Below are 14,827 nucleotides of genomic sequence, written 5' to 3' on the forward strand. Positions count from 1 at the left end.
TAAAGTTTGTTGTTCGCAAAGTTTAGTTTGGCTTAAAATTGTCGCTCGGTGCCTCGCGACTAACAAACTGCTCAAGAGGGATTCGCAACGCGTGGCATTTTTACTATGCGTTGAATTTAGTGATTAAGGTGATTTGCGGCGGCTTTTGTATTGCGTTGCTCACCCCTTAGCAGGGCGTTAGTTTGCAAGAGGAAAAACGCAGCTATATCGCAAGATCTAGTGATAAAAGCTCAAAGTCTAAATTGTCGTATCGGCGTTCAATTTCAGTGTTAATTAGCGTGGTGAAAATCCAAATCTGGCATCGTTTCAACGGTTGATTTATTCTTTGGTGCGGTGACTTTTGGGTTAACTGAGTTGAACTTTTTTGCTGAAACTCTGCTCGTTGAGTTTGTTGGTATAAAAGCCGATCTACTCGCTGAAGTGACGCTTTCTTTGGTGTGGCAAGTTCCACGTGGTTTCAGTGGCTTTGTTGAAAGCCCGCATTGTGAGATTAGCTTTCCAAAGGCGCTTTTTGGTGTTGTGAGTTCGTTTTCTGCGGCGTTGTTTGTTCCAAGTGGTTTCATTGAGTAGCCGCTTTGAGACTACGCCTGACTTAAATGCATCAAAACACATAAAGCTTATTGTTTGTAAAGTTTAAAATAACGTAAAATCAACGCTTTGGATTTGCAAACTAACAAACTGCTCAAGAGGGATTCACAACGCGTGGCATTTTTACTATGCGTTGATTTTAGTGATTAAGGTGGTTTGCGGCGGCTTCGGTATTGCGTTGCTCACCCCTTAGCAGGGCGTTATGTGCTTTGGTGGAAATGGATATGGAAATCACAATCAGGCGTATCGAAACAGAAAGCATTGAGGACAAAGGTATATTCGAGACTTTGTTTAGAGAGTACCTATCTGGATTCTCAGTTGAGCTAGATCTCTCAGTAATTGCTCAGTTGTTTGCATTGCCTTATTTCCACGGATTTATCAGTTTTTTCGACGATAAGCCCGCTGGCTTTGCGGTTTGCTTTGAATCGTTTTCAACTTATCGTGCGCAAAGAGTGATGAATATCCATGATTTTATGGTGTCGGACAACTTTCGTGGTAAAGGTGTGGGCAAAGCGCAACTAAATGGTATCGAACAGTATTGTCGTGATAATGATTACCTCAAAATCACACTAGAGGTCGGTGATGATAATGTTGCAGCTAAAAAGCTCTACAGTTCATTGGACTACGAAGATTACAGAGTAGTTTTGACAGGACAGCAACATTGGCAAAAGTACCTCAATTAGCACGCACATAACAAACTGTTCAAGAGGGATTCGCAACGCGTGGCATTTTCACTATGCGTTGATTTTAGTGATTAAGGTGGTGTGCGGTGGCTTCGGTATTGCGTTGCTCACCCCTTAACAGGGCGTTAGCGGTTTGGAGACTCCATGGAAAATATAGAAGTCGTGCATCTAAAAACTCATGACGATACACAGTCGCTCACACTTCAAAGTTGCAAGCTGGTAAATCGAACTTCCTTAAAATGCAATCTAACGATGAAGTCCAGAGGTTTCTCATACTCTGGAAATGTACGCTTCGATAATGTTACTAAGTTTGCAGAAGATATTATTTCAATGTCTAAAACCTTAAGTGGCACGGTAACACTAACCGAAGAGTACGGAGTTCATTTTATTAACTTTAAAATCAACAGATTGGGTCATGTTATTATCAGTGGAACCTTTGCGGAACATAGTGCCAATTCTCAGCTGTTAGAGTTCGAATTTGCAACGGATCAAACGTGTTTGGAGGCATTTGCAAGTGATCTAGAGCTCATCGTGGGGAAAAACAGCTAACAAATTGTTCAAGAGTGATTCGGCACGCGTGGCATTTTTACTATGCGTTGGTTTTAGTGGTTAAGGTGGTATGCGGCGGCTTCTATATTGCGTGCCTCACACCTTAACAAGGCATTAGTTTTATGGAGGAAATATTGTGGAAATCTGGAAGTTATTGTTCTTTATACCTGCGTGTTTTGCGCTCAATATGACTCCTGGTCCAAACAATCTATTGTCCATGAACAATGCTCGTTGTTACGGCTTCAAGTCCGCTTTTATTGCTGGACTTGGTCGTATCGCCGCATTCGCTGTAATGATTGCCTTGGCTGCTTCTGGTTTAGCAGTGGTTCTCTATGCTTCTGAGACTCTATTTCTAACGATTAAAATTGTGGGTGCGGCTTATTTGTTGTGGATTGCCTTTAATCTTTGGCGTTCGGAAGCAAGTCCTGTTTCTGAGCTAGAAAACACTCGCAACCGACTAGGCTTGGCCAAACAAGAATTCTTGTTAGCTGCTGGTAATCCAAAGGCGATCTTAATCTTTACTGCTTTTCTACCACAGTTCGTCGATGTTTCAGCTAGTGTAAATGAACAGTTCTTCGCTTTAGGGGCTACGTTCCTAATTTTAGAAATGGGTGCAATATCGATTTATGCGATATTTGGAATATACCTAAGGCAGTGGTTTACGAAGCCGAAAATGGCAAAGCGCTTCAATAGAGGTTGTGCAACTTTTTTGACTATGTCTGGAGCAAGCTTGTTACTGAGTCGCCAGCAATAAAACTAACAAACTGTTCAAGATGGATTCGCAACGCGTAGCATTTTCACTATGCGTTGGTTTTAGTGTTTAAGGTGGTTTGCAGAGGCATCGGTATTGCGTTGCTCACCCCTTAACAGGGCGTTATGTTTTTTTAAGGAAAGTTGTAAGTGTTTAAAAATCCAACGGATTTAGAGTTGCTTGAATGCATTTATAACCACTATCTGGCAGAGTTCGCATTGTATGATTCAGATGAGACAATTAGGGCTGGAAAAGTGTATGTGCCTATCGACTGCAAGCTCATTGCTGGGAAGTTGGGTGCAGATCCAGAATTGGTGTTTGGTCGATTGTACTACCACTTAGCTAATGTCTATAGATATCAGCAATCCAAAGGTGTTGAGGTTAAGTTGTTTGAGTTTGAAGTAGATAAACAGCTTCACTGTATACAGTTTCCTGTTTTGGCGTCAGCTGTAGCCAATCTAAAAGCTGAACACCAGCGCTATAAACACACGCTAATAGCTTCAATATTTGCGGTAGTAGTAGCTGTCGGTGCTGCAGCAATAACGGCATACGACGTATTTGGCTCCAAAACATAACAAACTGTTCAAGAGGGATTCGCAACGCGTGGCATTTTCACTATGCGTTGGTTTTAGCGTTTAAGATGGTATGCGACGGTTTCGGTATTGCGTTGCTCACCCCTTAACAGGGCGCTATGTACCCGAGTACCCCACGTTTAGTAGACACTTTACTAAGTTAGATCTAGGGTCTAATTGAGAGGTGATTTATGGCTAAACATCGTAATCCAGCGTACACCGAAGAGTTCCGCAAAGAAGCAGTGCGCTTGGCCAGTCTTCCTGGCCGAACGGCTGTCTCCGTTGCCAAGGAACTGGGCATCAGTGCCCAGCAGATCCGGAACTGGAAGCGCCAGTTCACACGCCTATCTGATAAACAGTTTAACACCTTAGACGGTGTCGACTATTCGAAGAAAGAGTCCGAAGAGCTTCGAGCGCTAAGGCGCGAGAACAAGCGACTCAAAGATGAAATGGAATTCCTAAAAAAGGTCTCGGCGTACTTCGCGAAGCAGCAAGAGTGAAGTACGAGTTCATTGAAAGCTATGTCGGTGAGTATTCCATTAGCTTAATGTGCCGCACCTTAGAAGTGAGTCGGGGCGGCTATTATAAGTGGTGCCATCATACGCCGAGTGAGCGTTCAAAGCGGCGAGAGCGCTTTGAACTGCTGGTCATGTGTACCTTTGCCCAATATCGGGCACGCTATGGTTCAGTGCGAATAGCAGAAGAACTAAACGAAGCAGGCCATGCCTGCTGCGTGAATTATGTGGCTGATATCATGAAGGAAAAAGGTATCAGGGCACGGAATGGTAAAGGGTTTAAATACAGCAAGGATGTGGCTGCGATGACGAATGTTGCTGACAATTTACTGCGTAGAGACTTTGAATCTGAGACACCAAATCAGAAGTGGGTTACGGACATCACGTATATCTGGGTGAAGAGCCGTTGGCTCTTCTTGGCGACAGTGATGGACTTGCATTCAAGGCGTATTGTGGGTTGGTCGTTAGGGACAACGATGACCGTCGAGCTCATCACCAATGCCCTAAAAATGGCGTTTGAGTCACGTAAGCCGCCTAAGGGCGTCATTATCCACTCGGACCGTGGTGTACAATACAGAGCATATAAATATCAGGACTTCATGCGCAAGCATGGAGGTATACCGAGCATGAGTCGGCAGGGTAACTGTTGGGATAATGCAGTGATGGAGTCGTTCTATAGTCGACTGAAAGTCGAACTGATATACGCAGAAGACTACCAAACCCTCGAAGAAGCCCGAATGGGCATCTTCGAATACATCGAGGTATTTTACAATCGCAGAAGAAGACACTCAGCGTTGGGGCACGTCAGCCCAGTTGAGTATGAAAGTATGTAGTTATGTACTGTCTACTTTTTGTGGGGTACACCAGAAATCCACACACCTAGATGCTGAGCAGCGTTACTCGCAAGTTAGAATGAATACGATAAAAGCTGCTCAGATCAAACTTAATAAAACTAATGAATATAAAGACATTGAGCTGAAGAGCATTGATGGAAAGTCACTAAAGTTAGCTGGATGGTGGTCTAACTCTACAAAGCGTAAAGTTGACTGGGATTGGATTGAGGGTTACGCAGCTTTTAAGTTTAGATACCCAAAGCGATTTGAACTCGCAATTTGGTCAAAAGGTGAACTTCTTAGTTTATCATTAGGTCGACCAACATATTATGGGAGCTCAATGAGGTTAGATTTTATTGAGGCAAATCCAGATATATCTGGCGCAAGAGTATTCCCCGTTACACTTTTTACTATGATTACATATGCAGAATTGCTGGGTGCAACAGAAGTGCGGGTAATGAAACCAATAAATGATGATGTTAGGAAGTACTATCAATCTTTTGGTTTAACATATGTTGTTAAGGGCGATTACTTATATATGAGGTTGTGATCATGAATGAAGATAAAAATAATGTAATACAACTTAAGAAACGTTCGCTCAAACAAAAAGCTAGCGAACGGTTTCTTGATAGCATAGGTGATCAAGTAGAGCCAGAGGCATTGGCTTCAGGTGGTAAAATGGATGATGTTGGTTCTGAATGTGAGAGCAAAGATGACCAAGAAACAGAGTGATCAGATTAAAAAATCAAAGGAAAGAAAAGTGAAGGAAGTGGACCCAAATAAAATGACTTCCCAAATCGCAATAGCACTCTATCGAGCCGCGAACCGATGCAAATTACCAGTCTAAAAATTTGCATATAACAAACTGTTTAAGAGTGATTCGCAACGCGTGGCATTTTTACTATGCGTTGCTTTTAGTGTTTAAGGTGGTATGCAGCGGCATCGGTATTGCGTTGCTCACACCTTAACAGGGCGTTATACACCCCAAGTTGGAGAAAGAGGGTAATATACCCTCTGTCAGTATTATTTAGTTTTAGCTTTTGACTTTCCACGAGTTGAACCGCGAACAGAGTCAGGAAAGTTCTCATTGAGAACTCGTCGTCCTGCTGGAGTCACTTTGTAGCTTTGTTCATCAACTTTCGCTATCCAGTTGTTATCTAATGCCCATTCTATATTTGACGGAGCATTAGTTGCTTTTGCTCCTTTGTAATCGAGGAATAAGGCGCGGTAGTCTTTAATGTCAAACGACTCTTTTCCGTTCATTGCGAGATAAACGCCAGTAGCTAGAACTACCTCACAATACCTGCGAACATCATGCTTTTTACAGAAAATAGCAAATTCACTTTCGGTATCGTTCTTTTCTATTGCTTTGTTTGGCACTTCTGAATCTATCTTGGGCTCGATAGTTTTTTGTAAGGGGGCGTCAAGCGCTTCTACAATTGCAGAGCTATCAGAGTAGAGTAATGCAATAACTTTCCTTGCAAAATCAGGTGTTACATATTCATCTATGCTGATGTTTTTTCCACTAATGGTCAGTTTGTGTTCACTCATTGCTCATTCCTATAGCTCGATTTTCAAAGATAGTAGCAATTAGTGATGCTGCGATCAAGTTTGGGCGGCGTTCGGCGGCGCGGGGTGTATAACAAAGCGTTTAAGAGTGATTCCCAACGCTTGGCATTTTTCATTCTAGGTCAGGGTTAGTGTTTATGGCACAATGGTTTAGGTTTGGTGGCTAGCGTTGCTCACATCTTAACGCGGCGTTATGTAGCCGAGTCCCCCACGTTTAGTAGACACTTTACTAAGTTAGATCTAGGGTCTAATTGAGAGGTGATTTATGGCTAAACATCGTAATCCAGCGTACACCGAAGAGTTCCGCAAAGAAGCAGTCCGCTTGGCCAGTCTTCCTGGCCGAACGGCTGTCTCCGTTGCCAAGGAGCTGGGCATCAGTGCCCAGCAGATCCGGAACTGGAAGCGCCAGTTCACACGCCTATCTGATAAACAATTTAACACCTTAGACGGTGTCGATTATTCGAAGAAAGAGTCCGAAGAGCTTCGAGCGCTAAGGCGCGAGAACAAGCGACTCAAAGATGAAATGGAATTCCTAAAAAAGGTCTCGGCGTACTTCGCGAAGCAGCAAGAGTGAAGTACGAGTTCATTGAAAGCTATGTCGGTGAGTATTCCATTAGCTTAATGTGCCGCACCTTAGAAGTGAGTCGGGGCGGCTATTATAAGTGGTGCCATCATACGCCGAGTGAGCGTTCAAAGCGGCGAGAGCGCTTTGAACAGCTGGTCATGTGTACCTTTGCCCAATATCGGGCACGCTATGGTTCAGTGCGAATAGCAGAAGAACTAAACGAAGCAGGCCATGCCTGCTGCGTGAATTATGTGGCTGCGATGACGAATGTTGCTGACAATTTACTGCGTAGAGACTTTGAATCTGAGACACCAAATCAGAAGTGGGTTACGGACATCACGTATATCTGGGTGAAGAGCCGTTGGCTCTTCTTGGCGACAGTGATGGACTTGCATTCAAGGCGTATTGTGGGTTGGTCGTTAGGGACAACGATGACCGTCGAGCTCATCACCAATGCCCTAAAAATGGCGTTTGAGTCACGTAAGCCGCCTAAGGGCGTCATTATCCACTCGGACCGTGGTGTACAATACAGAGCATATAAATATCAGGACTTCATGCGCAAGCATGGAGGTATACCGAGCATGAGTCGGCAGGGCAACTGTTGGGATAATGCGGTGATGGAGTCGTTCTACAGTCGACTGAAAGTCGAACTGATATACGCAGAAGACTACCAAACCCTCGAAGAAGCCCGAATGGGCATCTTCGAATACATCGAAGTATTTTACAATCGCAGAAGAAGACACTCAGCGTTGGGGCACATCAGCCCAGTTGAGTACGAAAGTATGTAGTTATGTACTGTCTACTTTTTGTGGGGTACGCCAGTAGCCGCGAGAGCGGCGGTAAGTTAAAAGGATTTATATATGCTAAATATTCGTCAAGCTCGCATTGAAGATATCTGCGTTCTTAAGAAGCTGCAGTTTCAGCTTACTGAGTATCATAAAGTAAATTTACCTGACGACTTTTTATCACCGGAAGAAATTGAACAAAAAATAGATCTATACAAGATAATCGAAAGTGAAAGCTCAATTTTTCTGGTAGCCGAAAGCAATGGGCACTTAGTAGGTTTTGTTTTTGGTGAGTTATGGGTTCGCAAGTCTTGGACGCTCAAGCAGCTAAAAATCGCGAGCATTGAACAAATAGTTGTGGATTCATGCTTTAGAAGCCAAGGCGTTGGGCTGGCGCTAATAGAGGCATTTGAGGAAAGGGCTATTTCTAACGGCGGAGAAGAGCTGTTTTTAGAAGTATATTCCTTCAATGAATCTGCTTTAGGTTTGTATCGCAAAGCCGGTATTGCCCCCAAAATCCTAATTGGGCAGAAAGCACTAAGCTGAAAGTCGGCTACATAACAAATTGTTCAAGAGTGATTCGGCACGCGTGGCATTTTTACTATGCGTCAAGTTTAGTGTTTAAGGTGGTATGCGGAGGCTTCGGTATTGCGTGCCTCACACCTTAACAAGGCGTTATGTGTTTTTAGGATAAAAATGGAAATTTTCGAAATTAAACTAGGAAACTCAATCGGTCCAGTTAAACTCGGTATGACAGAAACTGAAGTGAACAATGTTATCGGAGCTCCTGATTGCATCTATGGACATCGCCATCATTTTTTAGACGGTCTCATGGTAGATTTTGATAATGAAGGAAGAGTTGAGTTCATTGAAGCCGCTGCTTCTGAGTTGTTTTCAACGACATTGCTTGGCTTTGACGTACATAGGACATTAGCGACTAATGTGCTCGAACGAATTCAGCTAGAAGGTAACTATGATCATTCTGATCCAGAGTTAGGCTATAGCTACGTATTTAAAGAGCTTCAGTTATCCTTCTGGCGTCCAACTCTTCCAGACTTAGAAGAAGGTGAAGGGTTGTACTTTCAATCGGTCGCAATTGCTTCCGAGGGTTACTTTGAGTAAACACATAACAAATTGTTCAAGAGGGATTCGCAACGCGTGGCATTTTTACTATGCGTTGGTTTTAGTGTTTAAGGCGGTATGCGGCGGCTTTGGTATTGCGTTGCTCACCCCTTAACAAGGCGTTAGTACGGGTTTTACATCAAATGTCATAAGTTTTGGTGTTTATCTGTTTTAGCGCTCGTTTTTACACCTTTCAGCTTGTACCTTTCACGTTCTTTCCGGTGGCACTATATGTGGAGTGTTCGCTTTGATTTCACCGTTTACGGTTTCTAACTCTTAGCCTATTTCTTTGTCGCTCCTTCATTGTCGTGGTGGCTTTTGAGAGAACCTTGATTACTTTTGTTGTGGCTGTTGAAGTACGAGGAAAGAATCCTTTTCTAATTTGAAGCAAGTGAAAGTAGGGCAGTTCAGTGCGTTTTTCTTCTAGCCAACTTTCGTCTTTCAATCGGGGTAAAGTTTTGTAGCTGCCCGTCTCACTTCAGTGTTCAAAGCCTTTCATATCATGCCACTTTTCAATATCTTGGAGCGCATAAATAGAAGTGGCGCATGTACTAACAAATTGCTTAAGAGTGATTCGTAACGCGTGGCTTTTTTACTATGCGGTGGCTTAGGGTGATTAAGGCGCTGTGCGGTAGCTTTTGTATTGCGTCACTCACACCTTAGCAAGGCGTTAGCAGTTTGGAGAAGTTATGAAGTATCTCACTTTTGTTTTTTTGTTAGTATCATTTACCAGTCAAGCTAGTTGCTATGTTGTTGGCGACCTAAAAGGCTTTTCTACACGTCAAATCGAAAGTTTTGAAATAGGTAAAGATGGCATTTCATCTCAAAAATTCATTGTTGAATTTAAAGGTGATGAAAGTAGTGTCTCTCGAATAACATGAGTTGTTTTCAAGCTGGAGCAGCTACATTAATCTGCGCTGATGTTGGCAATAGTGGCGAATCGACTATAGAAACGTGGGCTGTGTATCCAGATTCAGGAAAGGCTGTATATACAAAGTCCATCAATGGGTTCGGGGCTTTTAATGGGGCAAATATGTTCGTAGGTAACATCAAGGGCTACTGCGACTAAACTGCTAACAAATTGTTCAAGAGGGATTCGCAACGCGTGGCATTTTTACTATGCGTTGTTTTTAGTGTTTAAGGCGGTATGCGGTGGCTTCTATATTGCGTTGCTCACCCCTTAACAAGGCGTTATAAAACTCCCTAGAATTAGCTCTAGGGAGTTGCAATTTACTCTTCTTCTTGAGGTGAAGAGTCCCCTCTATACTCTTCATTATTTGGGTTCAATTGATTGCTGTGGTTGTCTAAACTAGCCCAGTAAGCATCATTATTCGGGTTCATGCTATCACTACGATCGTCATTTGGTGTTCTGCTCATAAGGTTCTCCTTTGCTGTTGTTTAGTGAGCATCCTCAATATGCAATATTAAATTCAAAAGGTAATGTTTACTTTTGTTTTTATCAGGTTAACTTGTGTTAACGTCAATAAAATCAATGGAATAGGTTCAGGTGAAATGTATAGGAAATTGTTTACTGATAGCTCATATGATCATCGAAAAGTCCTAAATGCTCCTGATGTAATCAAGGCTATAAGCCAGTTAGGCTACACGTATGACGACATCGCAAATGCTTGTGGTCTGTCTAAAACGATGATTTCTCGTTGGGTTGATGAGAACAATAAATCTTTGCCAACAAAGCACCAACTGACACCTATGCTCAAAAAGGTTGGTGCAGGGCGTGTAATTTGTGATGTAGAAGTATTGTCTCCAGCAGCAAAACAATACCCGCCAATTTTCTTTATAATTTCAGTAATAATTTGTGCTTTGATACTCCTTGTCCCTCTTTGGTGGCTTTTAGTCGAACCTTGTATTTCAGACATCGAAACTTGCGGTAAGCTTCCTTGGTATGAAATGATTTCATTTGGTAACCATGAGTTGAGGGATAAGTTTGAGGCTCTACAAAGTTGTAGTGCGGAGAACTAGTTTTATAACAAAGCATTTAAGAGTGATTCTCAACGCTTAGCATTTTTCATTCCATCGTTGAGTTCAGTGTTTACGGTGGTATGGTTGGGTTTAGTGATAGCGTTGCTCACACCTTAGCAAGGCGTTATGTTGCAATGAGCTTTCGATAGGCTCTAATGTTACATAAATCGTTATTGTTCCGAGAGAAATCGAATCATGTATCAACTGCGCTGCACTAAGAAATCACAAGACTTGCTGGGTCTTAGTCCCCAAGACCTGTCAGATATTGAGAGCGAACATCATATTCTCGGTAATTGGTATATGCATACATTTACTCAAGAGCGTCGAAAATGTCTCTTTTTCATGGAAGAGAAAACTCTAATGTCTTTTGTGCTTATCGGTTTCAAAAAGTCAGAATTCAAGCATTTTAATGAAGCTTTCAAAAGTGGGTTGTTGAACTTATTAGAGCTTGAAAATGCTCCAAATGAGATTCTTTCTTCGTTTGAAAATGCAGAGCCGAATATTAGCTTTACCAAAACTGACAGTCGAAAGTTACTTGGTCACGTTAACGATAAAATGTCGTTGTACCAAGATTTCATATATTCAGATGGCGGTTTTGAGCATTGTGATCTAGCGCAGATCACCACAAAAATTAATAGAATGCCTCAAAAAGAGCTGGGTTGGGCATTATCTATAGATGTCTTCAATGAGCTCTTCAACTAGCAACATAACAAACTGTTCAAGAGGGATTCGCAACGCGTGGCATTTTTACTATGCGTTGGTTGTGGTGTTTAAGGTTGTATGCGGCGGCTTTTGTATTGCGTTGCTCACCCCTTAACAGGGCGTTAGTACGGGTTTGACATCAAAGGTTATAAGTTTTGGTGTTTATCTGTTTTGGCGCTCGTCTTTACACCTTAAAGTTAGTGCCTTTCACGTTCTTTCCGGTGGCACTATATGCGGAGTGTTCGCTTTGATTTCACCGTTTACGGTTTCTAACTCTTAGCCTATTTCTTTGGCGCTTTTTCGCTTCCGCTGTACTTCCGAAGTGAATCCTATCTTTCTTTGAGTGTTGCCATCAAAGTGCGAGGATCGAATCCTTTTCTAATTTGAAGTGAGTGAAAGTAGGGGCGTTCAGTGCGTTTTTCTTCTAGCCAACTTTCGTCTCTCAATGACGGTAAAGTTTTGTAGCTGCCCGTCTCACTTCAGTGTTCAAAGCCTTTCATATCATGCTACTTTTCAATATCTTGGAGTCCATAAATAGAAGTAGCGCATGTACTAACAAATTGCTTAAGAGTGATTCGTAACGCGTGGCATTTTTACTTTGCGGTGGCTTATGTGATTAAGGCGTCGTGCGGTAGCTTTTGCATTGCGTTACTCACACCTTAGCAAGGCGTTAGTCGCCAGAAAAAGCTAGCAGTCAAAATTATGCATCTAAACTCAAAGTTTGGTTGCTGGTTGTTCGGTTTACAGGATCGTCGTTGTTGGTCCAAACTCATTTTCAGCTGTTTTAAGTCCAAAGTTTGGCAATTGTCCTAGTGTTTTTTGTTCTTTGGTGCTGACAGAGCGGGGTAATCGAGGGTCTGTTTTTGGTTGCAACTCCGCTCGGAGAGTTTGTTGGTTCAAAAGCAGATTTACTTGCTGAAAGGATGTTTTCTCTGGTGTTATAAGTTCCACGTGGTTTCAGTGACTTTGTTGAAAGTCCGCACTGTGAGATTGGCTTTCCAAAAGCGCTTTTGGGTGTTGTCAGCCCGTTTTCTGCGGCGCTTTTTGTTCCAAGTGGTTTCATTGGCTAGCAGCTTTGAGACTACGCCTGATTTAAGTGCATCAAAACACATAAATCTTGTTGTTTGCAAAGTTTAGCTCGGCTTAAAATTGTCGCTCGGTGCCTCGCGACTAACAAACTGCTCAAGAGGGATTCGCAACGCGTGGCATTTTTACTATGCGTTGAATTTAGTGATTAAGGTGGTTTGCAGCGGCTTTTGTATTGCGTTGCTCACCCCTTAGCAGGGCGTTATGCAACACGAACATTTCGAATTTCGTCCCTATTCACACATATGCTCCAAGTTTTAACTTTCTACTGTTGTAAGATGTGCTTCATTATTCATGTGGAGGAAGTTAAACATGGAAAAGTGTCCAGCAATCGTCGGTGTTGTTTTCGGTGACAAAAGCTTAGCCGCGATAGACAGAATAAATGAGCTACATGAATTGGAGAAAAGTGCGCAATTCTTTATCTCACTTGGAAACTTAATTAATATCTTTGGTGGAAATGTAGTCAAAGGAGCAGGGAGTAGTGGTGTAACCAAATCTATCTCTGCAATTCTAGCAAGCGATACTATGCATAAAGCACGAGATGTTAGTATCGCAGTCGGTAGAGGTGTTTCTTCTGATGCAGGACAAACTGCGTGGAATATAACTCAAGCAAACTGGGAGTATTACTTCAAATCCTACAGCGCTCTTACCGTTATTAAGCTTAGACAAATTGAAAACATTGCTACGGAACAAGCCTTAGAGCATGTAACAGACAGAAAGCAGTACAGGTTTTGGAAAGCTATATCTGATGGGGGGAAATTATGAGAATAGCTCTTGCATTTTTTTTGATGGTATTTTCAATTATTTCCAATGCAGGTCAAAGTGTTGAAGATAAGCTATTCGCTGACTTAAATAACTCAATAGATGCTTTGGGCTCTCGTATAGCCGTTTGTAGTAAGATCTCAACGAAAAATAAACCCGATGAAGAGACCTTAAAATTTGCAAAGCAAAGACTTGAGGAACTTACTCCGGTATTAGCTCATATTAATTATTTAGCGATTGAACGCTGTAGTTTTAGCGAGAAAAAAGAATTTGCGTACAATATACTTATTGCAAAAAACAATGCTAAGCGTCAGAGCACTTTGGAATTAGTTGAAGCGACGGAGAAGATTACATTTCCATTTAATACAGAATCGCAAGCTAAATTTGATGCTTTAAGTGGGGAAATCAAAACGTTTTTAACAAACAGCAGTTTTTTCAGTAAGCCATTTGATGCATTAGCATTCTACGAATCGGTTGCTGACATGTAAGTGTTGCATAACAAAGCATTTAAGAGTGATTCCCAACGCTTGGCATTTTTAGTTCAAGGTTGGGTTTCGTGTTTTCGGCGCAATGGTTTAGGTTCGTGGTAGCGTTGCTCACACCTTAATGCGGCGTTATGCATATTAGAGAGAATAATGAACTCATATACGAGTGAATGTAAAAGGTTGTCTATCAATGCACGAGCTGCAATTGGTCTGCTTATCTTTGAGCGCTTCTGTGTTCTTCGTGGTTTAGAACTTCATGATAATCAGGAGTTTTTAGAGCACTTATGGGATTGGTTTCTCGTTGATGGTCCAGACGAATTCGAGCCTTGGGAATCTAGACGACCCACTTTAGTAAATTGTGGGCTAGGTGACGAATTTCCCGAGGATTTACTGCTTTCCCTCGCTCAAAACGGTATCGGCGAGAGTCAATTTAGGACTCTTGTCGGTGGGGTAACCGATATTTTATGGGGTAGTTTTTGGGGAGCGGCTGAAAACGAACAATCAATGGTTGCACTTGAAAATGTCATTTCAGCTAGTGGCATAGAACAACTGCCGGTTTTAACACCCTTCAAGTTTTCAGTGTTTTCACAAAACGATGGTTGGGGTGACAAAATCACACCTCAAGATTTGGAGTTTTGGCGCACCTGTGTGAAATATGCATAACAAATTGTTCAAGAGTGATTCGGCACGCGTGGCATTTTTACTATGCGTTAGTTTTAGTGGTTAAGGTGGTATGCGGAAGCTTAGGTATTGCGTGCCTCACACCTTAACAAGGCGTTATGTGAACAAAACTGAGATTGATGTCGAGTTTATGAAAATATGATGCTCGACAGTTTCTGAACTGGAACAAATACTATTTCAAATCATAAACTTGGAGCGTCAGCATTGTGAGGTTTGTTTTAGTTGCACTAACACTGAACCATTTCATTTACTTATATTTTGAGCACTTTATCGACGGTGTAATGAGTAACCCTAGCGAAGCAGGCCAAGCTCCTGGGTATGGGATGGTTTACTCATTGTTGGTCTTTCCTTTCCAGCTTTTTCTAGAACTAGTTTTAATTGTCGCTTTGCTGTACCAAACTTTAGTCGTTCGTCGATGGAAAGGGAGCATATGGTACTGGTCTCCTTTTTTATTAACGTTGCTTCTGATCCTAGATATTGGATACTGAGTTTGCATGTTCACATAACAAATTGTTCAAGAGGGATTCGCAACGCGTGGCATTTTTACTATGCGTGGTTTTGGTGATTAAGGTGGTATGCGGCGGCTTTGGTATTGCGCT

General features: G+C 42.2%; 21 protein-coding genes and 1 pseudogene. 19 read left to right on the top strand and 3 right to left on the bottom strand.

The annotated features are described in order from the left end of the window. Positions 1-354: 354 nt before the first annotated feature. The 9 genes from C1S73_RS00600 to C1S73_RS00665 all read left to right on the top strand — a co-directional run bounded on the left by C1S73_RS00600 (position 355) and on the right by C1S73_RS00665 (position 5,223). Complete coding sequence (locus C1S73_RS00600; protein ID WP_173399961.1) at positions 355-570, top strand: hypothetical protein; 216 nt, start codon at positions 355-357, stop codon at positions 568-570. A 242-nt stretch (positions 571-812) separates the two neighbouring features. Then, positions 813-1,271 (top strand): GNAT family N-acetyltransferase, encoded by a 459-nt coding sequence (locus tag C1S73_RS00610; protein WP_038873759.1) that lies wholly within the window; start codon positions 813-815, stop codon positions 1,269-1,271. 144 nt (positions 1,272-1,415) lie between these two features. Beyond that, positions 1,416-1,820, top strand: a complete 405-nt coding sequence (locus C1S73_RS00620) for a WapI family immunity protein (RefSeq protein ID WP_038873755.1) — start codon at positions 1,416-1,418, stop codon at positions 1,818-1,820. A gap of 136 nt (positions 1,821-1,956) precedes the next feature. Continuing rightward, positions 1,957-2,574, top strand: a complete 618-nt coding sequence (locus C1S73_RS00630; RefSeq protein WP_038873217.1) for a LysE family translocator — start codon at positions 1,957-1,959, stop codon at positions 2,572-2,574. Between the two features lie 146 nt (positions 2,575-2,720). Further along, complete coding sequence (locus C1S73_RS00640; protein ID WP_050566739.1) at positions 2,721-3,146, top strand: hypothetical protein; 426 nt, start codon at positions 2,721-2,723, stop codon at positions 3,144-3,146. A gap of 188 nt (positions 3,147-3,334) precedes the next feature. After that, on the top strand, positions 3,335-3,643 hold the full coding sequence (locus tag C1S73_RS00650; RefSeq protein ID WP_004413754.1) for a transposase: 309 nt from the start codon (positions 3,335-3,337) through the stop codon (positions 3,641-3,643). Then, positions 3,640-4,491 carry an IS3 family transposase gene (locus C1S73_RS00655; protein WP_102778933.1) on the top strand — a complete coding sequence of 284 codons (852 nt, stop codon included), beginning with the start codon at positions 3,640-3,642 and terminating at the stop codon, positions 4,489-4,491. Before C1S73_RS00650 ends, C1S73_RS00655 begins: the two co-directional genes overlap by 4 nt. Positions 4,492-4,570: 79 nt before the next feature. Further along, the gene (locus C1S73_RS00660) at positions 4,571-5,041 is read left to right on the top strand and encodes a hypothetical protein (protein ID WP_235860706.1); all 471 of its coding nucleotides are present in this window, start codon (positions 4,571-4,573) and stop codon (positions 5,039-5,041) included. Positions 5,042-5,043: 2 nt separating this feature from the next. Next, positions 5,044-5,223 (top strand): hypothetical protein, encoded by a 180-nt coding sequence (locus C1S73_RS00665; protein ID WP_038874088.1) that lies wholly within the window; start codon positions 5,044-5,046, stop codon positions 5,221-5,223. 291 nt (positions 5,224-5,514) lie between these two features. Here C1S73_RS00665 and C1S73_RS00675 read toward each other — a convergent pair whose 3' ends face one another. Beyond that, complete coding sequence (locus C1S73_RS00675; RefSeq protein ID WP_038874085.1) at positions 5,515-6,042, bottom strand: hypothetical protein; 528 nt, start codon at positions 6,040-6,042, stop codon at positions 5,515-5,517. Between the two features lie 283 nt (positions 6,043-6,325). On the opposite strand from C1S73_RS00675, the gene C1S73_RS00680 reads away from it, so the two are divergent. From C1S73_RS00680 to C1S73_RS28040, 5 genes are all read left to right on the top strand, one after another. Next, complete coding sequence (locus tag C1S73_RS00680) at positions 6,326-6,634, top strand: transposase (RefSeq protein ID WP_004413754.1); 309 nt, start codon at positions 6,326-6,328, stop codon at positions 6,632-6,634. Beyond that, positions 6,631-7,413 (top strand): IS3 family transposase, encoded by a 783-nt coding sequence (locus C1S73_RS00685; protein ID WP_102778934.1) that lies wholly within the window; start codon positions 6,631-6,633, stop codon positions 7,411-7,413. The genes C1S73_RS00680 and C1S73_RS00685 overlap by 4 nt, the downstream gene beginning before the upstream one ends. A 72-nt stretch (positions 7,414-7,485) precedes the next feature. Next, complete coding sequence (locus C1S73_RS00690) at positions 7,486-7,956, top strand: GNAT family N-acetyltransferase (protein ID WP_038874148.1); 471 nt, start codon at positions 7,486-7,488, stop codon at positions 7,954-7,956. Between the two features lie 150 nt (positions 7,957-8,106). After that, complete coding sequence (locus C1S73_RS00700; RefSeq protein ID WP_038874146.1) at positions 8,107-8,532, top strand: hypothetical protein; 426 nt, start codon at positions 8,107-8,109, stop codon at positions 8,530-8,532. A 689-nt stretch (positions 8,533-9,221) separates the two neighbouring features. Further along, complete coding sequence (locus C1S73_RS28040) at positions 9,222-9,413, top strand: hypothetical protein (protein WP_227740580.1); 192 nt, start codon at positions 9,222-9,224, stop codon at positions 9,411-9,413. Positions 9,414-9,762: 349 nt separating this feature from the next. Here C1S73_RS28040 and C1S73_RS27850 read toward each other — a convergent pair whose 3' ends face one another. Beyond that, on the bottom strand, positions 9,763-9,909 hold the full coding sequence (locus C1S73_RS27850) for a hypothetical protein (RefSeq protein ID WP_167391657.1): 147 nt from the start codon (positions 9,907-9,909) through the stop codon (positions 9,763-9,765). A 63-nt stretch (positions 9,910-9,972) separates the two neighbouring features. Here C1S73_RS27850 and C1S73_RS00725 point away from each other — a divergent pair, with 63 nt between their 5' ends. Beyond that, on the top strand, positions 9,973-10,512 hold the full coding sequence (locus C1S73_RS00725) for a helix-turn-helix domain-containing protein (RefSeq protein WP_038874145.1): 540 nt from the start codon (positions 9,973-9,975) through the stop codon (positions 10,510-10,512). A 195-nt stretch (positions 10,513-10,707) separates the two neighbouring features. Next, positions 10,708-11,214: a DUF6933 domain-containing protein gene (locus C1S73_RS00730; RefSeq protein ID WP_038874143.1), complete on the top strand. Its 507-nt coding sequence runs from the start codon at positions 10,708-10,710 to the stop codon at positions 11,212-11,214. 741 nt (positions 11,215-11,955) lie between these two features. Here the strand turns inward: C1S73_RS00730 and C1S73_RS28045 are convergent. Further along, positions 11,956-12,277, bottom strand: a pseudogene (locus C1S73_RS28045) (hypothetical protein). Between the two features lie 335 nt (positions 12,278-12,612). Here C1S73_RS28045 and C1S73_RS00755 point away from each other — a divergent pair. From C1S73_RS00755 to C1S73_RS00765, 3 genes are all read left to right on the top strand, one after another. Beyond that, the gene (locus tag C1S73_RS00755) at positions 12,613-13,065 is read left to right on the top strand and encodes a hypothetical protein (protein ID WP_038873982.1); all 453 of its coding nucleotides are present in this window, start codon (positions 12,613-12,615) and stop codon (positions 13,063-13,065) included. Beyond that, positions 13,062-13,550 carry a hypothetical protein gene (locus tag C1S73_RS00760; RefSeq protein WP_038873978.1) on the top strand — a complete coding sequence of 163 codons (489 nt, stop codon included), beginning with the start codon at positions 13,062-13,064 and terminating at the stop codon, positions 13,548-13,550. Before C1S73_RS00755 ends, C1S73_RS00760 begins: the two co-directional genes overlap by 4 nt. 147 nt (positions 13,551-13,697) lie before the next feature. Beyond that, on the top strand, positions 13,698-14,210 hold the full coding sequence (locus tag C1S73_RS00765; RefSeq protein WP_038873975.1) for a hypothetical protein: 513 nt from the start codon (positions 13,698-13,700) through the stop codon (positions 14,208-14,210). The last annotated feature ends 617 nt before the right edge of the window (positions 14,211-14,827 follow it).

Origin of the sequence: Vibrio jasicida 090810c (assembly GCF_002887615.1) — a bacterium.
In the GTDB taxonomy this organism is placed as follows: Bacteria; Pseudomonadota; Gammaproteobacteria; order Enterobacterales; family Vibrionaceae; genus Vibrio; species Vibrio jasicida.